This is a genomic window from Pseudomonas sp. GM74, assembly GCF_000282455.1.
GTDB lineage: Bacteria > Pseudomonadota > Gammaproteobacteria > Pseudomonadales > Pseudomonadaceae > Aquipseudomonas.
Genome location: NZ_AKJG01000083.1, coordinates 1 through 24,931, shown reverse-complemented (window position 1 = coordinate 24,931; position 24,931 = coordinate 1). Strand labels below are relative to the sequence as shown.

Sequence of the window (24,931 nt, the reverse complement as noted above, 5' to 3'; positions counted from 1 at the left end):
AGTCAGGGAATGGCAGTTGCTGTCTTAAAAATGAAACAAAATTGTCGCTTAGAAATATTACTGAAATGTTTCAATCCTATGATCGAGGGAGATCTTTTTCAGGTTAACTCCCCCATGCGTCGAGCTGTGTTCAATCAAAAAGGAGGCGTTGGCAAATCAAGCATCGCCTGCAATCTCGCGGCTGTCAGTGCTGCTGAAGGCTACAGGACGCTGCTGGTGGATCTCGATCCCCAGGCTAACTCGACCCACTACCTGACAGGGCTGACAGGCGATGATATCCCTGTGGGGATTGCCGATTTCTTCAAGCAAACCTTATCCAGCGGTCCGGCCAGCAAAAAGAATCGGGTGGCCATCACGGATACTCGCTACGACAATCTGCACCTGGTCACCGCTAGCCGCGAGCTTGCCGACCTGCAGTCAAAGCTTGAGTCGAAATTCAAGATCAATAAGCTGCGCCGCTTGTTGGTGGAGCTTTCCGAAGATTACGAACGCATTTACATCGATACGCCTCCGTCCCTGAATTTCTATACCTTCAGCGCATTGATCGCCGCCGACCGCGTGCTGATTCCATTCGATTGCGACAGCTTTTCCCGTCAGGCGCTCTACAGCGTCATCGCGCAAGTGGCCGAGTTGCGAGCTGACCATAATGAGTCGTTGATTGTGGAGGGAGTGGTGGTCAACCAATTTGTGGCGCGAGCCAGTTTGCACCAGATGCTGATCGACGAGTTGGTGGCAGAAGGCTTGCCCGTGTTGCCGGATTATTTGAGCAGCACGGTCAAAATGCGTGAGTCCCATGAAGCGTCGGTGCCTATGATCCATCTGGCGCCACGCCATAAGCTTTCATTGGAATTCGTCAGCCTGTTTTCCGCTTTGGAAAGAGCCGGTTGATCCGTGCGCTGAACATAAAATTGAAATCGAAAGGCCAGTACGATAACTCGCGCGCAATCGCCAGCTCCTGCTTTGAATAAACACCTGTTTTCCTGGCCGCCTTTGGGGCGGCCTTTTTTTTGCCAGCGTTTTTTGGACGCCGCATTTTCAGTCTTTGCATTTCGTCCCCAGCTTGTCGAAGTTCACAGATGGATGCCGCTCTCTATTATAAGTTCTAGTAATACTTCGAATAATAAATAGAAAATTGACTAATCATGGTCCTGAAACGAAAAATCATCCCCAGACCGGCGCCGCCAGAGCGCCGCGGATTTGCCGTTTCTCTCCTGCCCAGAAAAATAACCAAAGGAGTCCCCCCATGAAGCCTCCCGCTTCGTCCCAGCCACGCCGTGCGGCAGCCGCTGCCTTCATTGGCACCATGATCGAGTGGTACGACTTTTACATCTATGCCACCGCCGCCGCGCTGGTGTTCGGCGCGCTGTTCTTCCCCTCCGACGACAAGCTGTTCAGCACCATGGCCGCTTTCGGCACCTTCGCCGTGGGCTTTTTTGCACGGCCGTTGGGTGGGATTGTCTTCGGTCATATCGGTGACCGCATCGGTCGCAAGAAGTCGCTGATCATCACCTTGTTGATGATGGGCGTGGTCACGGTGTGCATCGGCCTGCTGCCGACCTACGCGCAAATCGGCGCCGCTGCGCCGGTGCTGCTGATTCTGCTGCGCATCGTCCAGGGTATCGCCGTGGGTGGCGAGTGGGGCGGGGCGGTGTTGATGGCCGGCGAGCATGCGCCGAAAGGCCGGCGCAATTTCTTCGCCTCGTTTGCGCAACTGGGTAGCCCGGCGGGTTTGATCCTGTCACTGCTGGCCTTCAGCGCTGTCACCCGTTTACCGGAAGAAGACCTGATGAGCTGGGGCTGGCGCTTGCCGTTCCTGGCCAGTTCGCTGTTGCTGCTGGTGGGCCTGGCGATTCGTCTGGGGGTCAATGAGTCGCCGGAGTTTCTTGCCAGCCGCGAGCAGGCCAGCAAAAGCCAGCGCAAGGAGCAGGCGCCGGTCATGGAGGTGCTGCGCACTGCGTGGCGTCCTCTGCTGTTGTGCATCGGCGCCAATACCCTGGGGATTGCCGGGGTGTATTTCACCAACACCTTCATGATCGCCTACACCACCCAGCAACTCGAACTTCCACGCTCGTTGATCCTTGAGTGCCTGTTCGTCGTCGCGATCATCCAGTTCTGCATTCAACCGCTGGCGGCCTGGGTCGCCGAGAAGTTAGGCGCGACCCGCTTCCTGTGCCTGGTGTCGCTGCTGGCCATGGCTTCGCCGTACCCGATGTTCGTGCTGGTCAGTTCGGCCCAGGCGCCGCTGATCATCCTCGGCATTGCCTTGGCGGTGGTGTGCATGGCGTCGTTCTATGCGGTGATCGCCGGTTATGTCAGCGGCATGTTCGAGACCCGCGTGCGCTACACGGCTATTTCCCTGGCGTACCAGATTTGCGGTGCGCTGGCCGGTGGACTGACGCCGTTGATCGGCACGCTGCTGGCGCACAGGTTCGCCGGCCAGTGGTGGCCGATGGCGGTGTTCTACAGCCTGATCGCCGCGACTTCGCTGCTGTGTGTGCTGGCCCTTGCCCGTCGCCATGCCAGCGCCGAACGCATCGAACTGGCCAAGGCCTGACCCCTGAGTTTTCCTGGAGAAACACATGTTGAAGATCAATGGCGAACGCCTCTGGGCGAGTCTGATGGCGATGGCCGAAATCGGCGCTACCGCCCGTGGTGGCAGCTGCCGCCTGGCCCTGAGCGACGAGGACAAGGCCGGTCGCGAACTGTTTGCCCACTGGTGCCGCGAAGCCGGCATGACCCTGAGCGTGGATGCCATCGGCAACCTGTTCGCCCGTCGCGCCGGCACCGATCCTGACGCTGCCCCGGTGATGATGGGCAGCCACCTCGACACCCAGCCCGAAGGCGGACGGTTTGATGGTGTGTATGGCGTGCTCGCCGGCCTGGAGGTGGTGCGTTGCCTGAACGATCTGGGCATCCAGACCCGCAAGCCGCTGGAAGTGGCGGTGTGGACCAACGAAGAAGGCGCACGCTTCACCCCGGCGATGTTCGGCTCGGCGGTGTTCACCGGCATCATGGCGCTGGACGCCGCGCTGGCGATGCGTGACATCGATGGCATCAGCGTCGCCGAGGCGCTGCAACGTACCGGTTATGCCGGCGAGCGTCCGCTGGGCGGCGCGGTGGATGCGTACTTTGAAGCCCACATCGAGCAAGGGCCGATCCTCGAAGACAACGCCAAGAGCATCGGCGTGGTTAGCGGCGGCCAGGCGATTCGCTGGCTTGACGTACGGGTCGAAGGCATGGCGGCCCACGCCGGCACCACGCCTATGCCGCTGCGCAAGGATGCCTTGTACGGCGTGGCGCAGATGATCCAGGCCATCGAAGGCCTGGCGACGGACTTTGCCCCCGAAGGTCTGACCACGGTCGGCGAGTTGAGCATCAACAAGTCGTCACGCAACACCATTGCGGGGCTGGTGAACTTCACCGTCGACCTGCGTCATCACCGGGATGAAACCATCGAGGCGATGGAGCAACAGGTCCGTGCACGACTTCAGGTGATAGCCGACGCTCGCGGTTTGAAACTGGCGATCACCCCGCACTGGATCAGCCCGGCGACGCCGTTCGACGCCGACTGCGTGGCGGCGGTGCAACAGGCCGTAGACGCCTTGGGCTACGCTCAGCAATCGATTGTCAGCGGCGCCGGGCATGACGCGATCCACCTGGCGCGGTACTGCCCGACGGCCATGGTGTTCATCCCGTGCGTGGGCGGCCTGAGCCACAACGAAGCCGAAGACGTGCTGCCTGAAGACGTGCGCCAGGGCACGGATGTGCTGCTCAACGCGGTGTTGGCCCGCGCCGAAAAAATCGACTGAACGCAGGACACTGTGAGAATGCGTCCGCCTTCAAGATTTACGTTAACTGACAGGAAATAACCCCATGCGCAGTTTTTTCCACCCCGAACAATTGCTCCACCATCCACGCAGTTACTACTCCCGTGGTCAGATGCGCACGCCGCAGGAAGTGCCGGAGCGCGCGCAGCGTCTGGTGCAGGCGTCTCACGCATTGGGTTTCAAGGTCGAGCAACCGGCCGATGCCGGGCTTGATCCACTGTTGGCGGTGCACGGTGCGCCGTACCTCACGTTTTTGCAGGAGGCCCACCAGCACTGGAAAGAGATTCCCGAGGACTGGGGCGACGAGGTGATGTCGAACATCTTTGTCCGCGAACCCAATGCCCTGCGCGGGATTCTCGCGCAAGCGGCGCGCTATCTGGCCGATGGCAGCTGCCCGGTGGGCGAGCGGACCTGGCGTTCGGCCTACTGGTCGGCGCAAAGCGCCATCGCCGGTGCCCGGGCGTTGCTCGATGGCGAGCCGGCAGCCTATGCCCTGTGTCGTCCGCCGGGTCACCACGCCCGGGCCGAAGCGGCGGGTGGTTTCTGCTATGTGAACAATGCGGCGGTGGCGGCGCAGGTATTACGCGGCGGTTTTTCTCGGGTAGCGGTGCTGGATACCGACATGCATCACGGGCAAGGGATCCAGGAGATCTTCTACGACCGCGATGACGTGCTCTACGTCTCGGTGCACGGCGATCCGACCAACTTCTATCCGGGCGTCGCAGGTTTTTCCGATGAGCGCGGTGTCGGGGCGGGCGAGGGTTTCAACCTCAACCTGCCGATGGCCCATGGCGCCAGCGAGGCGGACTTCCTTGAGCAATTGGAGGTAGCGCTGAAGGCGGTGACGGACTTTGGCGCCGAGGTGCTGGTGCTGTCCCTGGGCTTCGATATTTTCGAGCTGGACCCGCAAAGCAAGGTGGCGGTGACCCGCGAAGGGTTCGGCGTGCTCGGTGAGCGGATTCGCAGCCTGGGGTTGCCATGCCTGATTGTGCAGGAGGGCGGGTATCATCTGGAGAGTCTGGAGGATAACGCCAGGGCATTTTTTGTGAGCCCTGGGGTGTGGCACCTCTGAGACTTCAGGGTGTGAGGGGGTAGCTATTTCATTAGGGATTCGTTTTTGTTGACAGGAAAGTGGGCACACCGAAAATCTCTGTGGGAGCGAGCTTGCTCGCGATGGCAATCTATCTGTTGCCACTTCCATGCAACTTGATTTTACCGACTCGCGGGTATATACACGCACCATGCTCGATTCCCAATGTTTATGCATCAACCTGCGTCGCGCCGCCCGTGGCGTCAGCAGGCACTACGACGGCGCTCTCGACGGCTTCGGGATCAACGTTGCGCAGTATTCTTTGCTGTGCAATCTGCAGCGCCTGGATCAGCCGAGCATCTCGACCCTGGCCGAGGCCATGGGCCTGGATCGCAGCACCCTGGGGCGCAATTTGCGGGTGCTGGAGGGTGATGGCCTGGTGACGCTGGTCGAGGGCGAGGACATGCGCAACCGCATCGTCCTGCTGACCGAGGCCGGGGCGGAGCGTCTGAAGGCTGCGTTGCCGGCCTGGGAAGCCGCGCAGCAACGCTTGATCGATCGCCTGGGTGCCGAGAAGCGCGAAACCTTAATGAAGCTGCTGGACGAACTGGCGTGAAGCCGGTTTTTCCGAACATAAGCGGGTATATACCCGCTACCGGAGAACAACAATGACATCGATGTGGCGTACATGCGGTTGGGTTCTGTTGGGGAGTGCGCTGATCCTTGCGTTGTCGCTGGGCGTTCGCCATGGCTTCGGGCTGTTTCTGGCGCCGATGAGCGCCGAGTTCGGCTGGGGGCGTGAAGTCTTTGCCTTCGCCATCGCCTTGCAGAACCTGATCTGGGGCCTGGCTCAGCCGTTCACCGGTGCCCTGGCCGACCGCTTCGGCGCGGCGAAAGTGGTGCTGATCGGTGGTGTCCTGTACGCGGCCGGGCTGATTTGCATGGGGCTCTCCGACTCGGCGCTGACCCTGTCCCTGAGTGCCGGCCTGCTGATCGGCATCGGACTGTCCGGTACGTCGTTCTCGGTGATCCTGGGGGTAGTCGGGCGCGCAGTGCCGCCGGAAAAACGCAGCATGGGCATGGGGATTGCCAGCGCGGCCGGTTCGTTCGGCCAATTCGCAATGCTGCCCGGCACACTCGGTTTGATCGGCTGGCTTGGCTGGTCCGCGGCGCTGCTGGCGCTGGGCTTGCTGGTGGCGTTGATCGTGCCGCTGGTGGGCATGCTCAAGGACAAGCCGTTGCCTGTCCTGGGCCACGAACAGACCCTTGGGGAAGCGCTGCGTGAGGCCTGCTCCCATTCCGGATTCTGGCTGCTGGCGTTCGGTTTTTTCGTGTGCGGGTTCCAGGTGGTGTTCATCGGTGTGCACTTGCCGGCCTATCTGGTGGATCAACACCTTCCGGCGACGGTCGGCACCACGGTGCTGGCGCTGATCGGCCTGTTCAACATCTTCGGCACCTATACCGCCGGATGGCTCGGCGGGCGCATGTCCAAGCCGCGTTTGCTCACCGGTCTGTATTTGCTGCGGGCGGTGGTCATTGCATTGTTCCTGTGGGCGCCGGTGACGACTACCACGGCCTACTTGTTCGGCATGGCCATGGGCTTTTTGTGGCTGTCGACGGTGCCATTGACCAACGGCACGGTGGCGACCTTGTTTGGTGTACGAAACCTGTCCATGCTCGGCGGGATTGTTTTCCTGTTTCATCAACTCGGCTCGTTTCTGGGCGGCTGGTTGGGCGGGGTGGTGTATGACCGAACCGGGAGTTATGACTTGATCTGGCAAGTGGCAATTCTCTTGAGCCTGTTGGCCGCTGCCCTCAACTGGCCGGTGCGTGAGCGGCCGGTAGAGCGTCTGCAATCACAAATGAGTGCGATATGAACAACCTTTGGCCACGGATCGCTGTTGCCGCCGTCTGCGCCTTATTGCTGGCGTTGTCGTGGTGGGGCTGGCATCAGGGCGGACTGGCGCTGATGCAGTTGGGCATGGGTGCTTGCTAGCGAGCGGCGAGGGCGAGTAACGTCGCTTTTGACGAATTATCAAGGATGCACCGACATGCTGATGCGCTCGATTGCAGTCCCCGCGTGGCTGCTGACGTTTACCGGGCTGGCCTACGCGGCCGAGTGTCCGGAGCTGTTGCAAGGATCACTGCAAAAGCTGCGCGCCAAGGAATCCATCGACCTGTGCCAACGGTATGAAGGTAAGCCGCTGGTGGTGGTCAATACGGCGAGCTTCTGCGGTTTCGCCCCGCAGTTCAAAAGCCTTGAGGCGCTGAATCAGCGTTACAAAGGACAGGGGCTGGAAGTGCTGGGTGTTCCGTCCAATGACTTCAAGCAGGAGTCCAGGGACGGTGCCGAAACCGCCAAGGTTTGTTACGTCAACTATGGCGTGACTTTCACTATGACCGAGCCGCAGTCGGTACGTGGCGCCGACGCAACCCATCTGTTCAAGGTGCTGGCCGAACAGAGCAGTGCGCCAAAATGGAATTTCTACAAATACGTGGTCGATCGCAAGGGTAAGGTGATCGCCAACTTTTCCAGCCTGACCAGGCCCGATGATCCCGAATTCATTGCAGCGGTGGAACAAGCCCTGGCTTCACAACCTTGATCCGCACCCACTAAAAAGCCCCGCCTCTGTGAAGAGAGCGGGGCTTTTTTGATTCCGGTGGCGAGCGGTTCAGGCTCGCCGGGAATCATCAGAAGCGGTAGGTCGCGCCGAGACCGAAACCGTTCGCGTAGTTTTCATACTTGGCGTTGTATTTCTGGTTATGGTCGTCGCCGTTGACCTTGACCGATTCCTCGCGCAGGTACGAGTACGCCAGGTCGATGGTCAGGTCGTCGGTCGGGCTCCAGCCGGCGCCCACGCTGAAAATCGTGCGATCGCCAGTCGGGATGCGTGGCGAGCGGTTGACGTTGTTGGTCGGTGCCTGGTCAACGGACAGGCCGGTACGCAGTACCCATTGCTTGTTCAACTGGTAGGCCGCGCCGATGGCGTGAGCCCAGGTGTCGTGCCAGTTCTGTTCTTCGGTGATGGTGCCGAACTGGCCGTTCAGAACAGCCGGAACACCTTTGTTTTCAACGGTGATTTCTTTCAGGCGGCTCCAGCGGGTCCAGGTGCTGCCTGCGTAAAGAGTCCACTTGTCGTCGAGCTGGTGAGTGACCGAAAAGTCCACCGATTCAGGCGTGGTCACATCCAGCGAAGCATCGTATTTCTGGCTCGGGTTCTGGCCGACCAGGCTCAGCAGGTTGTAGTTGACCTTGGTGTCACCCTCGAGCTTGTACTTCACTTTCGAGTGGTAGGTCAGGCCGACACGGGTGCTGTCGGTGGCTTGGACCAGCACGCCGATGTTGTAGCCCAGGGCGGTGTCGTCACCCTTGATCTTGACTTGACCATCGGGCAAATTCGTTAAGGTCGGCAAGGCCGTTATGTTCGATTCCAGGGTGCCGTCGATGCGGTTGATGGTCGGGCCGAAACCGATGGAAACCTTGTCGTTGAAGGCGTAGCTGACAGTCGGTTGCACGGTGACGATCTTGACTTCGCTCTTGCTGCCGAAGTAACGACCCTCAAAGCCGTTTTCGTAGTCGGTTACCAGGCCGAACGGGGCGTATATGCCAATACCGAAGGCCCAATGGTCGTCGATTGGCTTGACGTAGTAACCCATGGGCACGGCGATGAACGGAACCATGTCGCCGTCATTGCTGCCATGGTTGTTCGGGGAGGAGCTTGCGTGGCTGATGTCGGTGTGTGCGTCGATCATTGCAACACCGCCGGTGACTTGTTCGCGCTTGATGCGCGACATGCCGGCAGGGTTGCCAAAAATGGTGGATGCGTCGTCGGCAGAGGAAGATCGCCCGGCAAAACCTGACCCCATCCCGCTGATGCTTTGTTCGTTGAGGGCAAAGCCACTTGCAAAGATCTGGGTGGATGCCATGGCAACGGCGAGACTAATGGTGGTTTTGAGCATTACTTTTTTCATTATTAGAACTCCTGGTGATCACCGGGGCGAAAATTACCAACATTTTCGTCCCGGCGCCATAGGCTGTATGCCTTGATTTAGAGCGGTTTTGTAGGACAATCCGACCAGATTCGCGGCGTGTTGCGCGATCTTTGGATCCAGAGGTGTCAGCAGGCTACCTGATTCAGGGGTGAAACACAGGTTTGCCAGGCGCTGGTGAAATCACGCAGACGCCCTTGGGGCTGAAATGTCTGGCGCCAGATCCTGGCCATGCCCAACAGATCATCAGGGGCGGGGAGGGGGGTGTTCTGTTCTTCCACCAGCAGCCAGGCGATGGCTGTGGCGTAACGCAGGTTGACGGTCAATTCGAGGTGCGGGCCACTGAGAAACGCATGCTGGCTGGCCAGGCCGCGGACCAGGCTTGCACGCTCCGGATCAAGGGCCAGGTAATGGTCCCATAGGGCCTGGTGGCGGGGCTCGGCAATGCGGTACAGGCCGTGCCCACGGCGGTCATGCAGGGCGGAACCAAGGGCGGACTGGCTGGCGGCAATGCCCAGCAGCAGGGATTCGGCAGTAGCGCTATGACGTCCGAGGTAGATCAAGGTCGGACGAATCACATAACGGCACAGTTCGCTGGCAGCGATACCCATAAAACCCTCGAAACCTTAAATGGACGGCGATACCTGAAAGGGGGCTTGGCAGCGGTGAATCGGCTCAGGCTCGCCGCAAGCGGGTCAAGCCGCTTGAGTTGAAGTGTAGTGTCATATTCGCGCTGTAAAGGCCTGTTTTTAAAATATTTCCAGCGACCAGTTATAACCGTTATATCGGATCGTGCTTAGTCGTGATTCGAGGAAAAGGAAATATCGGGCAATAAAAAGCCCCGCTTTTCGGGCAGGGCTTTCGGTTTTTTCAGCCTTTCTGGCGCGTCAGGCAACCAGTGCCTGACGGGTACGCTCGATCACGGCCTGCAGCGGCTCGGCGCTGGAGTATTGATCGGGGTACAGGCGTTCGCTGTGACGAGCGATACCGTGTTCGTTGACCAGGGTGAAGCTGAAGCAGCCTTTGCGAGCGGCCATGATCAGGCAGTTCATTGGTGCAAAAGCGTTGGTTAGGGTGCGAATGGCATCCTGAGTCTGGATTTGAGTAGACATTATTGGGTGTTCCTACAAATGACACGGATAAGAACCGTGCAACGTTAAAACGTTCCAGTAACGTCGATCACCATTGATCGAACGAAGAACCCGACTGGAACAAAGCAGCCAGTTTGAAGCGCTGACAAGTTGGCGCGCTTGGGCTGGCAGGTAGGTACTTAGGAGGGCAGGCAACACATCGAGGGCAAAGGTTCTGGGCCCGGGGTGAAGATCCTGATCAATTTGCAGGTTGGTTCGAGCAGAGTAGGCAGGCGGAACAACACCCTTTGCTTTCGATTCAAAGGTCGTGTTGGCGCAAGATTTACCTGGAAACCATCGAGGTGGTCGATCCCGCTTGTTCGGTGGAGGCTTCCGTCGGGAAGGCTGACCGGGGGGATTTGTTCGACCAGAATTGACTTTCAGCTTGGTACTAACGCCGCAGATACTAACGGATTGAACTGGCCAAGGGAAGTGTGATAGCGAAAAGAATTTCCCGGCCGGTGCCTGGCCGGGCAGTTTTGCCTTGTGGAAGAGCGTATAAAACTGCACGGCCTGGGATTGATACGCCCTGTTTCGGCACAAAATTCGACCACCGGTCATCGACGTTTGTAGCGGCGCAGCTGTCTGGACATCGGGTTTGCCAGGGCTTATCCCCAGGCACGACAAAAAAATGCGCCGAAAAAGGGCGTCGATATAACCATCGCAAAGGCACTTGTGCACATTAGTTGCGCGGTCTGTCACCCTGCTGTCATCTCACGTTCAAGCGTAATGGCTGCCTGTAACCAAAATTTAAGTCAATGAAAAACATCGCTTTTTTTTACTGGTGAAAAAATCGTCAGTTTGACTGCGAGCCCCATTCCACAGGGCTTTGAGCGGGTTCGAGGGCGGTTGTCCACTGAGTTATCCACAGCTTCTGTGGATTGTCCCGAGCGCTTGCTCTAGGACGGGCGTGCCGGGATATTTTCAGCTTTACGTGTAAGAAAAAGAGAGTAAAGTTGCGCGCCTTCTGATCTGCCCCACAGTGCTTTATGAAGTTTCGCTCAGCCCCTGTTTCCTCTTCTTCCACACCGCCCTCTGTTGCCCCTACCAAGCGCTTTTCCATGCGCGTGGCGGAGTGGCTGTTGGACAGTCCGCATCTGGGCGAAAACCGTAACGTCAAACACATCGCCGGACGTTTGCTCAAGCAACCGGCCCGTGAAGGCGTGGTGGCTGCGCAAAGCCGCCTTGGCCAGTTGATGTGCCGCGAGTGCGGGAATGCCCGAGACCGCCGGATCGGTCAGGACCTGCTGCGTCAGGCCGCTCGGGCAGGCGATCACCGCGCTCAACAGGAACTGGGGCTGATCGAAGACTGAGCTGTCCAAGACCGGACCTCTTGGTTAACCTTCAGGCTTTATCTGAATGGCTGGAGTGGCTATGGCAATGGACTTGACCAGCGTATTGCTGGGTCTGGCAGCGGCTGCGTTGCCGTTGCTTGTATTGGCCTGGCAACTGCAGCGTCGGGCCAGCAGCACGCAAGCCGATGTCGCGCTGCTCCAGGAGCGCCTGGCCATGGCGCAACTGGCGCAGGACGGATTGAATGCCCAGCTGGAATCCAGTCGCGATGAGGCGGCAGACCTGACCCAGGCCAACGCCGCCAAACAGGCCGATCTGGCTGCACTGCGTCGTGAAGTCGAACTGCTGCAGATCGAGCGCGACGACGCCCGGGACGCCGCCCATGCGTGGAATATCGAACGCGCCGGCAAAGAAGCCGAATTGCGCCGTCTGGATGCCCAGGCCGCGTCGCTCAACGCCGAATTGCGTGAGCAGCAGGACAGTCATCAGCAACGCCTCAACGACCTGCAAGGTTCTCGGGACGAGTTGCGCGCGCAGTTTGCCGAGCTGGCGGGGAAAATTTTCGATGAGCGCGAGCAGCGTTTTGCCGAAACCAGCCAGCAGCGCCTGGGGCAATTGCTCGATCCGCTCAAGGAGCGCATCCAGTCTTTCGAGAAACGTGTCGAGGAAAGCTATCAGAACGAGGCCCGTGAGCGTTTCTCCCTGGCCAGGGAACTGGAGCGCCTGCAACAGCTGAATTTGCGCTTGAGCGATGAAGCCACCAACCTGACCCGCGCCTTGAAAGGGCAGAAGACCCAGGGCAATTGGGGCGAACTGATTCTAGAGCGCGTGCTTGAGCATGCGGGTCTGGAGAAGGGGCGCGAGTACCAGACTCAGGTCAATCTCAAGGGGCCGGACGGCGAGCGCTTCCAGCCGGACGTGATCATTTATCTGCCGGGCGACAAGCAGGTGGTGGTCGACTCCAAGGTCAGCCTGACGGCCTATCAGCAATACGTTGCGGCCGAGGACGAGGCCATCGGCCAGATCGCCATCAAGCAGCACGTGCTGTCGTTGCGCAATCACGTCAAAGGCCTGGCCGGCAAGGATTACAAGCGCCTCGATGGCTTGCACAGCCTGGATTTCGTGTTGCTCTTCGTGCCGATCGAGGCGGCGTTTTCTGCTGCGTTGCAGGCTGAGCCGACGCTGTTCCAGGAGGCATTTGACCGCAACATCGTGATCGTCAGCCCCACCACTTTGCTGGCGACCCTGCGTGTGATCGACAGCCTGTGGAAGCAGGAGCGCCAGAGCCAGAATGCCCGGGAAATCGCCGAGCGGGCCGGGTGGCTGTACGACAAGTTCGTGCTGTTCATTCAGGATCTGGACGAGGTCGGCAATCGTCTGCAGCAACTGGACAAGGCCTACAGTTCGGCCCGAAACAAGCTGACAGAGGGGCGCGGCAACCTGGTCAGCCGCAGTGAACAACTCAAGCTGCTGGGCGCGCGGGCGAGCAAGAGCCTGCCGGCGGATTTGCTGGAGCGGGCGATGACAGATGTCGATGGGTTGGTAGAGTTACCGGAGTAGCTTTCAATCAAAAGCTTCGTCGGATCGCCGCCCGGAGCAAGCCCGCTCCCACAGGAATCAGTGAAGTTCACAGTTTTTGTGCTTCGCCACAATCCTCTGTGGGAGCGGGCTTGCCCGCGAAGGCGTCAGATGCAGCACTACCAGCCAGAATGACTACAACGGCAAATACCGGCTCAACAACGCCCGCAACGCCGCCGGTTTCACCGGTTTGGCCAGGTAATCCAGCCCCGCGGCATGTACCAGGTCGACCGTCTCCGGCCGGCCATCGGCGCTGATCACCACTCCCGGAACCGGTTCACCCATTTGCGTGCGTAACCAGGCCATCAAATCGGTTCCGGTCTCGCCATGATCGAGGTGGTAATCCACCAGCGCCAATTGCGGGCGCATGCCTTCGCCCAGCAACGCGGCGCATTCCTCGCGATTGCGCGCGGTCCAGACCTGGCAACCCCAGCGGCTGAGCAGGCTGTTCATGCCGATCAGGATGCTGTCCTCGTTGTCGATGCACAGCACCTGCGCGCCATTGAGCAATTTGCCATTGAGTTCGGTGACCTTGACCGGTGCTGCGGTTTGCGCCCGAGCCAGCGGCACGCTGACGCTGAACACGCTACCGCGTCCCGACCAGGAACGTACGCGCAAGGTATGACCGAGCACGCGACATAGCCCGTCGGCAATCGCGAGCCCCAGGCCGAGGCCTTTTTCGGCCCGTGTCTGGTGGCTGTCGAGGCGCTTGAACTCTTCGAAAATCACCTGCAGTTTATCTTCCGGGATGCCTGGCCCACGGTCCCAGACTTCCAGGCACAGTTGATCCTTGTGCCGGCGAACCCCCAGCAGCACCGGCCCTTTGCCGTAGCGGAAGGCGTTGGTCAGGAAGTTCTGCAAGATCCGCCGCAGCAGTTTGATGTCGCTGTCGACCCGCAACGTGCTTGCGCGAACCCGGAACTCCAGTTTTTGCTCTCGCGCCAGCGCCTTGAACTCTGTGCCAAGGGTATCGAACAGTTCGTTGAGGGCGAATGGCTGGCGATTGGGGTTGATCTTGCCGTTCTCCAGGCGGGAAATGTCCAGCAGGTCGCTGATCAAGTCCTCGGCCGAGCGCAGCGAGCTGTCCAGGTGTTCGACCAGTTTCTGTGCTTCGCCGGACAACCCGTCGTCCTGATGGGAGAGGGCGGCGGAGAACAGCCGCGCCGCATTCAAGGGCTGCATCAAGTCATGGCTGACGGCGGCGAGGAAACGGGTCTTGGACTGGTTGGCCGCCTCGGCGGTGCCCTTGGCTTCGGTCAGGGCAACGTTGAGTTGCGACAGTTCGTGGGTCCGTTCGGTGACCCGTCGCTCCAGTCCTTCGTTGGCTTCGGTCAGCGCTTGCTCGGCTTCGCGGAACGCGGTGATGTCGGTGAAACTCATGACGAAGCCGCCGCCCGGCATCGGGTTGCCGATCAGCTCGATCACCCGGCCATTGGGGAACAGGCGCTCTGAGGTGTGCGCGCGGCCCTGACGCATCCAGTGCAGGCGGCGAGCGACGTGCACTTCGGCTTCGCCGGGGCCACACAGGCCGCGCTCGGCATTGTGGCGAATGATGTCGGCAATCGGCCGGCCGACTCTGATCAGGCCGTCCGGGTAGTTGAACAAATCCAGATAGCGACGGTTCCAGGCCACCAGCTTCAGCGACTGGTCGACCACGCTGATGCCCTGGGTGATGTTCTCGATGGCGCCTTGCAACAAGGCACGGTTGAACTGCAGCACCTCCGAGGCTTCGTCGGCGATGCGCACGACGTCCTCCAGTTGCATCTCCCGGCCCTCGATGGCGGCCTTTACCACCGCGCGGGTCGAGGAGGCTCCGAGTACACCGGCCAGCAAGCGTTCGGTATGGGCGATCCATTCACTGTCGGCGTTCTGGTTCGGGTTGAAGCCCTTGCCCTGGCGATAGGCAAAACGGATGAAGCTTTGACGGGCGCGTTCTTCGCCGACGAAGCGCGCCGCCAGTTGCAGCAGGTCGTCGATCTGCACCGCCAGCATCGAGCGTGCGCTGGGGCGGGCGCTGATTTCCTGGCCGATGAAGCGGCCCGCCTGCCAGTGCTCGGAAACCCGGGTGCGCGACAGAACCGAAACCCAGGCGAATAGCGTGAAATTGCCTGCCAGCGACAGCACCACGCCCTGGGTCAGCGGGGTGATCGGCAGGTTCAATGGATTGCTGTGCAACCATGCCAGACCCGGGAATGTGCTCAAGGACAGGCCGAGGCTGAGGGCGGCAATCGGCAGGATCAAGGTGTAGAACCACAGGAAGGTGCCTGCGGCGAGGCCGGCGAAAACACCGCGGCGGTTGGCCTGTTTCCAGTACAGCGCACCGAGCATGGCGGGGGCCAGTTGGGTCACGGCGGCGAAGGCAATCTGGCCGATTGTCGCCAGGCTGGCGGTCGAGCCCAGCAGACGATAACTGACGTAGGCCAGCAGCAGAATGACCACGATGCTGACGCGGCGCACCGACAGCATCCACTGGCGGAACACTTCGAACGGGCGCTCGGCGTTGTTGCGACGCAGCAGCCATGGCAACAGCATGTCGTTGGACACCATGGTCGACAGCGCCACGCTGGCCACGATCACCATGCCGGTGGCCGCCGATGCGCCACCGATAAACGCCAGCAGGGCCAGCGCCGGATGCGACTGCGCCAGGGGCAGACTGATGACGAACGAGTCCGGCAACACCGAGCTGGGCAGCAGCATCTGGCCGGCCAGGGCGATCGGCACGACAAACAAGGCAGCAAGGGCGAGGTAGGCCGGGAATACCCACTTGGCCAGGCGCAGATCCTGGGGATCGATGTTCTCGACAACGGTCACGTGGAACTGCCGTGGCAGGCAAATGATCGCCATCATTGCCACACCGGTCTGCACCACCATCGACGGCCAGTTGATGGTTTCCTTCCAGTACTGTTCGAGACGCGGCGCCAGCATGGCCTGGTCGAACAGGTCGTCGAAGCCGTCGTACAGGCCGTAGGTCACGAACGCGCCGACGGCAAGAAACGCGAACAGCTTGACCAGTGATTCGAAGGCAATGGCCAGCACCATGCCACGGTGGTGCTCCGTGGCGTCGAGGTTGCGGGTACCGAAGACGATGGTAAACAGCGCCAGCACCAGCGATACGATCAGCGCCGTGTCCTGGGCCCGGGTGCCCATGGCGTCGGCGCCAGCACCGATCAGCAGGTTCACGCCGAGCACAATGCCCTTGAGCTGCAACGCGATATAGGGCAGCACGCCGACCAGGCAAATCAGCGCCACCACCACCGCCAGCGACTGGGATTTGCCATAGCGTGCGGCGATGAAGTCGGCGATCGAGGTGATGTTCTCCTGCTTGCTGATCATCACCATTTTCTGCAGGACCCACGGCGCGCCGACCAGCAACAGGATCGGCCCGAGGTAGATCGGCAGGAACGACCAGAGCTGTTCGGCGGCCTGGCCCACGGCGCCGAAGAATGTCCAGCTGGTGCAATAGACCGCCAGCGACAGGCTGTACACCCAGGCGCGCACACGCGGCGGCAAAGGCGCGCTGCGACGGTCGCCATAGAAGGCGATGGCGAACATGATGGCCATATAGGCCAGGGCGACGACGGCAATCAGCCCGGTGGACAGCGACATGGGGACTCCAGACAAAAGACACCCGGTCCTTGCGCCCGGACAGACAGTCTCGCACGACCGCCAGCGTTAGTCAGTGTCGACCAAGGTCGTGGCGTGACGGGGTGTCGCAGGGGGCTGGCCTTTGAGTCTCGGGTGTCTGGACAGGCCTCTTCGTCGGAACGCCGCCCGGACCAAGCCCGCTCCCACATTCAGGAAAAACGCGATCACCTGTGGGAGCGGGCTTGCTCGCGAATAGCGGTATTACGGAATCAACGCAATCTCGATCAATCGATGCAACTCTTCAACCTCCAGCGGCGCCTCGGCAAACAGGATGCGAAACACCGTCGGCGCGGCGATCAGATTGATCAGGCGATCGACACTGGGCTTGGGCTGATCCGGATAGCGATCCAGAATCGTCTGCAGTTGCCCGCCAATGATGGTCGCGCAATAACTCGGCTTCAACGCCGCCTGCACGTCGCACAGCATGTTGCGACCGGGTTCGGAGCTCATCTCGTCCAGATACTGCTCGGCCCAGGCCCGCACGTCGCCGTGAAGGCTACCGGTATTGGCCGGCTCGCTGTCGGGCTGCATGCGGGCAAGGGCGACGTCGGCCAGCAGCGCCGACACATCGCCCCAGCGTCGATAGATGGTGGACGGTGTGACGCCCGCCCGCGCCGCAATTTGCGGCACCGTCACGCTGGCGCGGTCCTGCTCCTCGAGGAGTTGACGCACGGCCGAATGAATCGACTCTTGTACCCGCGCGCTGCGGCCGCCCGGGCGTAAGGTGGGAGCTGTCATCCTGGGGTTCCTGTAAAAGCCATGCCTCGGACCTTAACACAAAGAATTTGCTTTAAGAGGGATCCAGTAGCACACTCCGCAAAAGCAAAAAGTTAGCTTTTGTGGAGCGCGCCCATGCCCAGTTCTCATTCAAATCGTGCCAGCCTGTGGTTTCTCGCCGTTACCTTGCTCAGTTTCCTGGCGGCCTCCACTGCGCCGACGCCGCTGTATCACCTGTATCAGGAGCAGATGCAGTTTTCGGCCGCGACCCTGACCCTGATTTTTGGCGTGTACGCCCTCAGCCTGTTGGTGGCGTTGCTGACCGTCGGTTCGTTGTCCGATTACCTGGGGCGCAAACCGGTGATTTTCACGGCGGTGGTGCTGAATATCCTGGCGATGCTGCTGTTCATTCACGCCGACAGCGTCACCTGGCTGATCAGTGCCCGAGTCCTGCAGGGGTTTGCCACCGGCATGGCTACCGCGGTGCTGGGCGCAACGCTACTGGATACCGACCGCGAACGGGGGCCGCTGGTCAATAGCGTTGCTCCGTTGACCGGTATGGCCATTGGCGGGTTGGGCTGCGGTGTGTTGGCCGAGTTCGCCCCGGCGCCGTTGCACCTGACGTACTGGCTGCTGCTGGCTTTGTTTGTGATGCAGGCGTTGTATGTCTGGCGCTTGCCGGAAAGCGTCTCGCGGCAGGCCGGGGTTTGGGCCTCATTGCGACCGACTCTGCATGTGCCGCTGCAAGCGCGCTCCACTTTGTGGCGGGTGCTGCCGCTCAATACTGCCCTGTGGGCCCTTGGCGGTTTCTACGCTTCCCTGGCGCCTTCGTTGGTGCGCACGGCCACAGGCTCGACCTCGAACATGATCGGCGGGGCGACTGTTGCCGCCTTGACGTTGACCGGTGCGCTGATGATTTACAGCATGCGCAACCGACCCGCCGGCAAATCATTGTTATTGGGCGCCAGCATGATGCCAGCGGGTGTCGTGATGATTTTGCTGGGTGTGCACAGTGCCAGCCTGCCGCTGTTCTTCCTTGGCACCCTGGTCGCAGGCTGTGGTTTCGGCTCCGGTTTTCTTGGCACCTTGCGTAGTCTGGTGCCGCTGGCCTTGCCCCATGAGCGTGCCGGGCTGGTGTCGACGTACTACGCGCTCAGCTATCTCGCTTTCTGCCTGCCATCGCTGCTGGCCGGGAACCTGAGCCGAACCCTCGGTTTGGTGGTGACCGTCGACGGTTATGGCGCCGTGTTGATTATTCTGGCCCTTGGCGCTTTGGCAGGTTTGATGCGCTCGCGTTCAGGCAGGGCATGGGAGGCCAGCTCCTGATAAAATATCTATGTAATAGATAACATATAGAGATATTACCCGTTATATAGATATTCGATTCGGATCTAACATGGGCTCTACCTCACGAGAGGACAGGAGTTCGCCATGACATGCGCCAATAGCATCAAGCCCGGATTCAAACCGTTCAGTCACCTGCAGCACCCACGCGAAGTGATCCGCCAGTTCACCCCCAACTGGTTCGCGGCCACCATGGGCACCGGTGTGCTGGCGCTGGCACTGGCGCAATTGCCGGTCGCCACACCTGCCTTGCACGCCTTTGCCGAAGCCCTGTGGCTGTTCAACATCGCGTTGTTCCTGCTGTTTACGGCGTTGTACGCCGCGCGTTGGCTGCTGTTTTTCGACGAAGCACGACGGATCTTCGGCCACTCCACGGTCTCGATGTTTTTCGGTACCATCCCCATGGGCCTGGCGACCATCATCAATGGCTTCCTGGTCTTCGGCCTGCCACGCTGGGGCGAAGGTGTGATCCACCTCGCCGAGGTGCTGTGGTGGATGGATGTAGCGATGTCGCTGGCCTGCGGCGTGCTGATTCCCTACATGATGTTCACCCGCCAGGAGCACAGTATCGACCAGATGACCGCTGTCTGGTTGTTGCCGGTGGTTGCGGCAGAAGTGGCGGCCGCCAGCGGTGGCCTGTTGGCGCCGCATTTGGCCGACGCTCACTCGCAACTGGTGGTGCTGGTGACCAGCTACGTACTCTGGGCATTTTCCTTGCCGGTGGCTTTCAGCATCCTGACCATCCTGTTGCTGCGCATGGCCCTGCATAAACTGCCCCACGAAAACATGGCCGCCTCGAGCTGGCTGGCCCTTGGCCCGATCGGCACCGGCGCGTTGGGCATGCTGGTACTGGGCGGCGATGCACCGCTGATTTTTGCCGCCAACGGTTTGCCGGGAGTCGGTGAGATTGCTGCGGGATTGGGCCTGGTGGCCGGCATCACCCTGTGGGGCTTCGGTCTGTGGTGGATGCTGATGGCGTTGCTGATCACTGTGCGTTACCTGCGTGCCGGCATCCCCTTCAATCTGGGCTGGTGGGGCTTCACCTTCCCGTTGGGCGTCTATTCTCTGGCGACGTTGAAGCTGGCCAGTACCTTGAACCTGACGTTTTTCAGTGTGTCTGGCTGTGTGCTGGTGGCGTTGCTGGCGGTGATGTGGCTGATCGTCGGCAAGCGCACGGTGCTGGGCGCCTGGCGTGGCGAACTGTTTGTCTCGCCATGCATTGCCGGTTTGAAGAAATAACCGGCAAAGATTAGGTAAGGTGTGGCCTGGATCGAGTTTCGATACTCCAATTACAGTATCCAGGCCACTCTCTACATAATCAGGGACACATGGAAGATGAGTCACCCCTCACAGTTCACCTTGTTGCGTACCCGGCGTTTCCTGCCGTTCTTCATTACCCAGTCCCTTGGGGCATTCAACGACAATGTGTTCAAGCAGTCGTTGATCCTCGCCATTTTGTACAAGCTGACTATCGAAGGTGACCGCTCGATCTGGGTCAACCTGTGTGCGCTGCTGTTTATCCTGCCGTTTTTCCTGTTCTCGGCCCTGGCCGGGCAATTCGGGGAAAAGTTCGCCAAGGATGCGTTGATCCGCCTGATCAAGCTTGGGGAAATCGCCATCATGGCGGTCGGCGCCGTCGGCTTCATGTTCGATCACCTGTGGTTGATGCTGGTGGCGCTGTTCGCCATGGGCACCCACTCGGCGCTGTTCGGGCCGGTGAAGTACTCGATCCTGCCGCAGGCCCTGCATGAAGATGAGCTGGTAGGCGGCAATGGCCTGGTGGAAATGGGTACCTTCCTCGCGATTCTCGCGGGCACCATTGGCGCCGGGATCATGATGTCTTCGGCGCATTACGCGCCGGTGGTATCCGTGGCGATCATCGGCACTGCCGTGCTCGGTTACCTGGCCAGTCGCAGCATTCCCCGGGCGGCGGCCGCCACGCCGCAAATGCGCCTGAACTGGAACATATTCAGCCAGTCCTGGGCCACGTTGAAACTGGGCCTGGGGCAAACGCCGGCGGTGTCACGCTCGATTGTCGGCAACTCGTGGTTCTGGTTTGTCGGGGCGATTTACCTGACGCAGATCCCGGCCTATGCCAAGGAGTGGATGCACGGCGACGAAACCGTGGTGACGCTGATTCTGACGGTGTTCTCGGTCGGCATCGCATTGGGTTCGCTGTTATGCGAGAAACTCTCCGGGCGCAAAGTCGAGATTGGCCTGGTGCCGTTCGGATCGTTCGGCCTGACTGTTTTCGGTCTGCTGCTGTGGTGGCATTCCGGTGGAATCCCGGACAGCGCCACCGGCCATGGCTGGATCGATATCCTCGGTTTTGGCCACAGCTGGCTGGTGTTGCTCGACATTCTCGGCCTGGGCGTCTTCGGCGGTTTCTACATCGTGCCGCTGTACGCGCTGATCCAGTCACGTACCGCGGAAAACGAACGGGCGCGGGTGATTGCCGCCAACAACATCCTCAATGCGTTGTTCATGGTGGTGTCGGCGATTGTCTCGATCGTCTTGCTGAGTGTGGCCAAGCTGTCGATTCCGCAGCTGTTCCTGGTGGTGTCGCTGCTGAACATCGGTGTCAACGCCTATATCTTCAGGATCGTTCCCGAGTTCACCATGCGTTTCATGATCTGGCTGCTCAGCCATTCCATGTACCGCGTCGAGTACCGCAATCTGGATCTGATCCCCGATGAAGGCGCGGCGTTGCTGGTGTGCAACCACGTGTCATTCGTCGACGCCTTGCTGATTGGCGGCGCGGTGCGTCGGCCGATTCGCTTTGTCATGTACTACAAGATCTACAACCTGCCGGTGCTGAATTTCATCTTCCGTACCGCGGGGACGATTCCGATTGCCGGGCGCCAGGAAGACATCCAGATATATGAACAAGCCTTCACGCGTATTGCCCGGTACTTGAAGGACGGGGAGCTGGTGTGCATCTTCCCCGAGGGTAAATTGACCGCCGATGGCGAGATCAACGAGTTCAAGGGCGGATTGACGCGGATTCTCGAAGAGACGCCGGTGCCGGTGATTCCGCTGGCCTTGCAGGGGTTGTGGGGGAGTTTCTTCAGCCGCGATCCGAATAAAGGGCTGTTTCGCCGGTTGTGGTCACGGGTGACGTTGGTTGCCGGGCCGGCGGTGGCGGTTGAGGTGGCGCAGCCGGTGAAGTTGCAGGCGTTGGTGGGGGATTTGCGCGGGGCAGTTAGATAGCCGGTGGCTGTGCTGGCCTCTTCGCGAGCAAGCCCGCTCCCACAAGGATTGATGGTGTGCTCTATATGTGTGGGAGTACACGAAACCTGTGGGAGCGGGCTTGCCCGCGATGGCGTCAGTGGCCTAAGCGCTGACCTTGAGCCCAACCAACCCGCTAATGATCAACGCCACACTCGCCAGCCTCACCAGCGCCATCGACTCGCCAAACAGAATGATCCCGGCGATCACTGTGCCAACGGCGCCGACACCGGTCCAGATCGCATAGGCCGTACCCAGCGGCAGTTCCTTCATTGCAAGGCCGAGCAAGCCAAGGCTGATAGCCATGGCCGCAACGGTCAAAACAGTGGGGAGCGGGCGGGTGAAACCGTCGGTGTACTTGAGGCCGACGGCCCAGCCCACTTCGAACAGGCCGGCGAAAAACAGAATGATCCAGGACATGAAGACCTCCATCGTCTGACGGGGTCGTCCCCTGATTAATGACTCGATCGAGCCGCGAGGTCGTCCTCGCGATGGGCAATATAGTGCCCAGCATTAACCCGGGGATCAAGTTTTCCAGTCAGTCGCTGACCTGTTGCGCCACCATTTCCCGATCCTGTTTCTCGCTCATGCGGCGGAAATACGTGGAGAGCAATGCCCCGGAAATGTTGTGCCAGACGCTGAACAATGCACTTGGCACCGCCGCCAGCGGCGAGAAATGTGCACTGGCCAGCGCGGCGCCCAACCCGGAGTTCTGCATGCCGACTTCCAGGGCCAGGGACTTGCGCTGGGCCAGAGGTAGCTTGAACAGGCGCCCGGTGAAGTAACCCAGCAGGTAGCCAAAGCTGTTGTGCAGCATGACCACGGCCATGATCAACAGGCCCGACTCGGCAATCTTCGCCTGGCTGGCGGCCACCACTGCCGTGACGATGATCACGATGCTGACCACCGACACCAGCGGCAACACGTCCACGGCGTGGCGAACCTTGTCGCCGAGTACCCGTTGGGCAACCACGCCCAGCACGATCGGCAACAGCACCACTTGCAGGATCGACCAGAACAACTCCATGAACGACACCGGCAACCAGGCCGAGGCCAGCAGCCAGATCAGCGCCGGCGTCAGCAGGGGGGCGAGGAGGGTGGTGACGGCGGCGATGGCCACCGACAGCGCCAGGTCGCCACGGGCCAGCCAGGTCATCACGTTCGACGAGGTGCCGCTTGGGCAGCAGCCGACCAGTATCACGCCGACGGCGATTTCCGGTGGCAGGTGGAACACCTGGCAGAGTAACCACGCCACGCCGGGCATGATCACGAAATGGGCAACCACGCCCAGGGCCACGCGCCAGGGATGGCGAGCGACTTCGGCGAAGTCTTCGAGTTTGAGGGTCAGGCCCATGCCGAACATCACCAGCCCCAACAGCGGCACAATGGCGCCTTTGAGGCCGAGGAACCATGCCGGCTGCAGGAACGCCACGACAGCGAAAATCAGTACCCAGTAGGCGAAGGTGTTGCCGACAAAACGACTCAATGCAGCCAGTGCGCGCATGGCTTGATCCTTGTTATTAAGTAGCACCACAAACCAAATGTGGGAGCGGGCTTGCTCCGGGCGGCGCTCCGACGAAGGCGGAGTGTCAGTCGACATAGATACTGACTGACACTCCGCCTTCGTCGGAGCGCCGCCCGGGGCAAGCCCGCTCCCACAGTTTGAGATCACAAGTTTTTAGATCCCCTGCGGAGTCTCTTCGCCACCCAGCGCTTCAACCAGTGCCGGCAGGAAGTCGCCGAAGGTCAGCATCATCAGGGTGAAGCTGGCGTCCAGTTGGCCCAGGGCTTCGTCACCGCCGTCCTGTTCCGCCTGGTCTTGCAGCAGGTCTTCGAACTTCAGGCGCTTGACCACCATCTTGTCGTCGAGGACGAACGACAGTTTGTCCTGCCAGGCCAGGGACAGTTGAGTGACTACTTTGCCGGTACTCAGGTGCAACTGGATTTCTTCGCTGGTCAGGTCCTGGCGTTTGCAACGCACAATGCCGCCGTCTTCGTGGGTGTCGCGCAGTTCGCACTCGTCCAGCACAAAGAAGTCGTCCGCGGCTTTCTGGGTGGTGACCCACTCGGTCATGGTCGCGGTCGGGGACATCTTCACGGTCAGCGGGCGCACCGGCAGGGTGCCGATCACTTCACGCAGGGTGGACAGCAAGTCTTCGGCGCGTTTCGGGCTGGCCGAGTTGACCAGGATCAGGCCCTGTTTCGGCGCGATGGCGGCGAAGGTCGACGAGCGACGGATAAAGGCGCGGGGCAGGAAGGCCTGGATGATTTCATCCTTGATCTGATCGCGTTCCTTCTTATAGACCTTGCGCATTTGCTCGGCTTCGATCTCTTCGACCTTTTCCTTGACCGCGTCACGCACGACGCTGCCCGGCAAAATACGTTCTTCCTTGCGCGCGGACACCAGCAGGAAGTCACCGCTGACGTGTACCAGTGGCGCATCTTCGCCTTTGCCGAACGGCGCGACGAAACCGTAGGTGGTCAACTCCTGGCTTGCACATGGGCGCGCCAGTTTGGTGGCCAGTGCAGTTTCCAACGCCTCGGCATCAACAGGCAGATCTTGGGTCAGGCGATAGATAAGCAGGTTTTTGAACCACATGGGGTGAGTCTCTCCTTTATACAAAGGGGGGCATTATTGTCTTCGCCGTGCCATAGGCCAACCTTTCTCTAAGCCTTTGGAAGGGCTGAGAAAATTATTTTAAAAAGTGCTTGCCAGAGGTTGGGTCGCTCCGTAGAATGCGCGCCACACCGAAGCGAAGGGTGATTAGCTCAGCTGGGAGAGCGTCTGCCTTACAAGCAGAATGTCGGCGGTTCGATCCCGTCATCACCCACCATTCGTTTTCAGTGTTACGCGCAGCGGTAGTTCAGTCGGTTAGAATACCGGCCTGTCACGCCGGGGGTCGCGGGTTCGAGTCCCGTCCGCTGCGCCATATTCGGTAACCTGGAACACTGAACGCCAGGTCACCACGGAAAAACCCGCTAACGCGGGTTTTTTTCTGTTCCAAGTTTGTATGTTGTTCCTGAAGGTTGCATCGTTTCACCGGTTTTTAGATTTTTTTGAAAAAAACTTCAAATAAATCAACACTTTATAAAAACCTGTGGCATAATGTGCCCCGCAACGAAGGTAAAGGGTGATTAGCTCAGCTGGG

General features: G+C 60.2%; 21 protein-coding genes and 2 tRNA genes. 15 read left to right on the top strand and 8 right to left on the bottom strand.

The features are described from left to right. The first annotated feature begins 114 nt into the window (after window positions 1–114). The 8 genes from PMI34_RS11105 to PMI34_RS11135 all read left to right on the top strand — a co-directional run bounded on the left by PMI34_RS11105 (window position 115) and on the right by PMI34_RS11135 (window position 7,460). Complete coding sequence (locus tag PMI34_RS11105; RefSeq protein WP_008051065.1) at window positions 115–888, top strand: ParA family protein; 774 nt, start codon at window positions 115–117, stop codon at window positions 886–888. A 355-nt stretch (window positions 889–1,243) separates the two neighbouring features. Beyond that, on the top strand, window positions 1,244–2,554 hold the full coding sequence (locus tag PMI34_RS11110) for an MFS transporter (RefSeq protein WP_008051063.1): 1,311 nt from the start codon (window positions 1,244–1,246) through the stop codon (window positions 2,552–2,554). A 25-nt stretch (window positions 2,555–2,579) separates the two neighbouring features. After that, complete coding sequence (locus PMI34_RS11115; RefSeq protein ID WP_008051061.1) at window positions 2,580–3,809, top strand: Zn-dependent hydrolase; 1,230 nt, start codon at window positions 2,580–2,582, stop codon at window positions 3,807–3,809. Between the two features lie 64 nt (window positions 3,810–3,873). Further along, window positions 3,874–4,899, top strand: coding sequence for a histone deacetylase family protein (locus tag PMI34_RS11120; protein ID WP_008051059.1), 1,026 nt, complete (start codon window positions 3,874–3,876; stop codon window positions 4,897–4,899). Window positions 4,900–5,068: 169 nt separating this feature from the next. After that, the gene (locus tag PMI34_RS11125; RefSeq protein WP_032829730.1) at window positions 5,069–5,473 is read left to right on the top strand and encodes a MarR family winged helix-turn-helix transcriptional regulator; all 405 of its coding nucleotides are present in this window, start codon (window positions 5,069–5,071) and stop codon (window positions 5,471–5,473) included. A gap of 52 nt (window positions 5,474–5,525) precedes the next feature. Beyond that, a complete protein-coding gene (locus PMI34_RS11130; RefSeq protein WP_008051056.1) occupies window positions 5,526–6,734 on the top strand; it encodes an MFS transporter in 1,209 nt (402 codons plus the stop codon). Continuing rightward, window positions 6,731–6,853 carry a hypothetical protein gene (locus PMI34_RS29535; RefSeq protein WP_008051054.1) on the top strand — a complete coding sequence of 41 codons (123 nt, stop codon included), beginning with the start codon at window positions 6,731–6,733 and terminating at the stop codon, window positions 6,851–6,853. Before PMI34_RS11130 ends, PMI34_RS29535 begins: the two co-directional genes overlap by 4 nt. Before the next feature lie 55 nt (window positions 6,854–6,908). Beyond that, entirely contained in the window at window positions 6,909–7,460 is a 552-nt protein-coding gene (locus tag PMI34_RS11135) for a glutathione peroxidase (protein ID WP_008051052.1), read from the top strand. A gap of 88 nt (window positions 7,461–7,548) precedes the next feature. On the opposite strand, the gene PMI34_RS11140 is transcribed toward PMI34_RS11135, so the two are convergent. The 3 genes from PMI34_RS11140 to PMI34_RS11150 form a co-directional block, all read right to left on the bottom strand. Next, a complete protein-coding gene (locus PMI34_RS11140; RefSeq protein WP_008051050.1) occupies window positions 7,549–8,829 on the bottom strand; it encodes an OmpP1/FadL family transporter in 1,281 nt (426 codons plus the stop codon). A gap of 146 nt (window positions 8,830–8,975) precedes the next feature. Further along, complete coding sequence (locus PMI34_RS11145; RefSeq protein WP_008051047.1) at window positions 8,976–9,458, bottom strand: hypothetical protein; 483 nt, start codon at window positions 9,456–9,458, stop codon at window positions 8,976–8,978. 276 nt (window positions 9,459–9,734) lie between these two features. Further along, window positions 9,735–9,959, bottom strand: coding sequence for a hypothetical protein (locus tag PMI34_RS11150; protein ID WP_008051046.1), 225 nt, complete (start codon window positions 9,957–9,959; stop codon window positions 9,735–9,737). A 1,007-nt stretch (window positions 9,960–10,966) separates the two neighbouring features. Between PMI34_RS11150 and PMI34_RS11155 the strand changes: the two genes are divergently transcribed. Then, the gene (locus PMI34_RS11155; protein WP_079246787.1) at window positions 10,967–11,290 is read left to right on the top strand and encodes a hypothetical protein; all 324 of its coding nucleotides are present in this window, start codon (window positions 10,967–10,969) and stop codon (window positions 11,288–11,290) included. Window positions 11,291–11,465: 175 nt separating this feature from the next. Continuing rightward, window positions 11,466–12,830 carry a DNA recombination protein RmuC gene (gene rmuC, locus PMI34_RS11160; RefSeq protein WP_177318811.1) on the top strand — a complete coding sequence of 455 codons (1,365 nt, stop codon included), beginning with the start codon at window positions 11,466–11,468 and terminating at the stop codon, window positions 12,828–12,830. Window positions 12,831–12,983: 153 nt separating this feature from the next. On the opposite strand, the gene PMI34_RS11165 is transcribed toward rmuC, so the two are convergent. Further along, window positions 12,984–16,454: a hybrid sensor histidine kinase/response regulator gene (locus PMI34_RS11165; protein WP_008051043.1), complete on the bottom strand. Its 3,471-nt coding sequence runs from the start codon at window positions 16,452–16,454 to the stop codon at window positions 12,984–12,986. 240 nt (window positions 16,455–16,694) lie between these two features. Continuing rightward, entirely contained in the window at window positions 16,695–17,231 is a 537-nt protein-coding gene (locus PMI34_RS11170) for a TetR/AcrR family transcriptional regulator (protein WP_008051041.1), read from the bottom strand. Window positions 17,232–17,345: 114 nt separating this feature from the next. On the opposite strand from PMI34_RS11170, the gene PMI34_RS11175 reads away from it, so the two are divergent. The 3 genes from PMI34_RS11175 to PMI34_RS11185 all read left to right on the top strand — a co-directional run bounded on the left by PMI34_RS11175 (window position 17,346) and on the right by PMI34_RS11185 (window position 21,764). Beyond that, window positions 17,346–18,536 (top strand): MFS transporter, encoded by a 1,191-nt coding sequence (locus PMI34_RS11175; RefSeq protein WP_008051034.1) that lies wholly within the window; start codon window positions 17,346–17,348, stop codon window positions 18,534–18,536. A 105-nt stretch (window positions 18,537–18,641) separates the two neighbouring features. Then, window positions 18,642–19,793 (top strand): TDT family transporter, encoded by a 1,152-nt coding sequence (locus tag PMI34_RS11180; protein ID WP_008051033.1) that lies wholly within the window; start codon window positions 18,642–18,644, stop codon window positions 19,791–19,793. A gap of 96 nt (window positions 19,794–19,889) precedes the next feature. Continuing rightward, window positions 19,890–21,764, top strand: a complete 1,875-nt coding sequence (locus tag PMI34_RS11185) for an MFS transporter (RefSeq protein WP_008051032.1) — start codon at window positions 19,890–19,892, stop codon at window positions 21,762–21,764. 123 nt (window positions 21,765–21,887) lie between these two features. Here the strand turns inward: PMI34_RS11185 and sugE are convergent, their stop codons facing one another. The 3 genes from sugE to rdgC form a co-directional block, all read right to left on the bottom strand. Further along, window positions 21,888–22,202, bottom strand: a complete 315-nt coding sequence (sugE, locus tag PMI34_RS11190) for a quaternary ammonium compound efflux SMR transporter SugE (RefSeq protein ID WP_007977599.1) — start codon at window positions 22,200–22,202, stop codon at window positions 21,888–21,890. Between the two features lie 118 nt (window positions 22,203–22,320). Next, window positions 22,321–23,286, bottom strand: a complete 966-nt coding sequence (locus PMI34_RS11195) for a bile acid:sodium symporter family protein (RefSeq protein ID WP_008051031.1) — start codon at window positions 23,284–23,286, stop codon at window positions 22,321–22,323. A gap of 174 nt (window positions 23,287–23,460) precedes the next feature. Next, window positions 23,461–24,381 carry a recombination-associated protein RdgC gene (gene rdgC, locus PMI34_RS11200; protein ID WP_007969735.1) on the bottom strand — a complete coding sequence of 307 codons (921 nt, stop codon included), beginning with the start codon at window positions 24,379–24,381 and terminating at the stop codon, window positions 23,461–23,463. 159 nt (window positions 24,382–24,540) lie between these two features. Between rdgC and PMI34_RS11205 the strand changes: the two genes are divergently transcribed. Further along, window positions 24,541–24,616, top strand: a tRNA-Val gene (locus tag PMI34_RS11205). A gap of 19 nt (window positions 24,617–24,635) precedes the next feature. Next, window positions 24,636–24,712, top strand: a tRNA-Asp gene (locus PMI34_RS11210). Window positions 24,713–24,931: the final 219 nt, after the last annotated feature.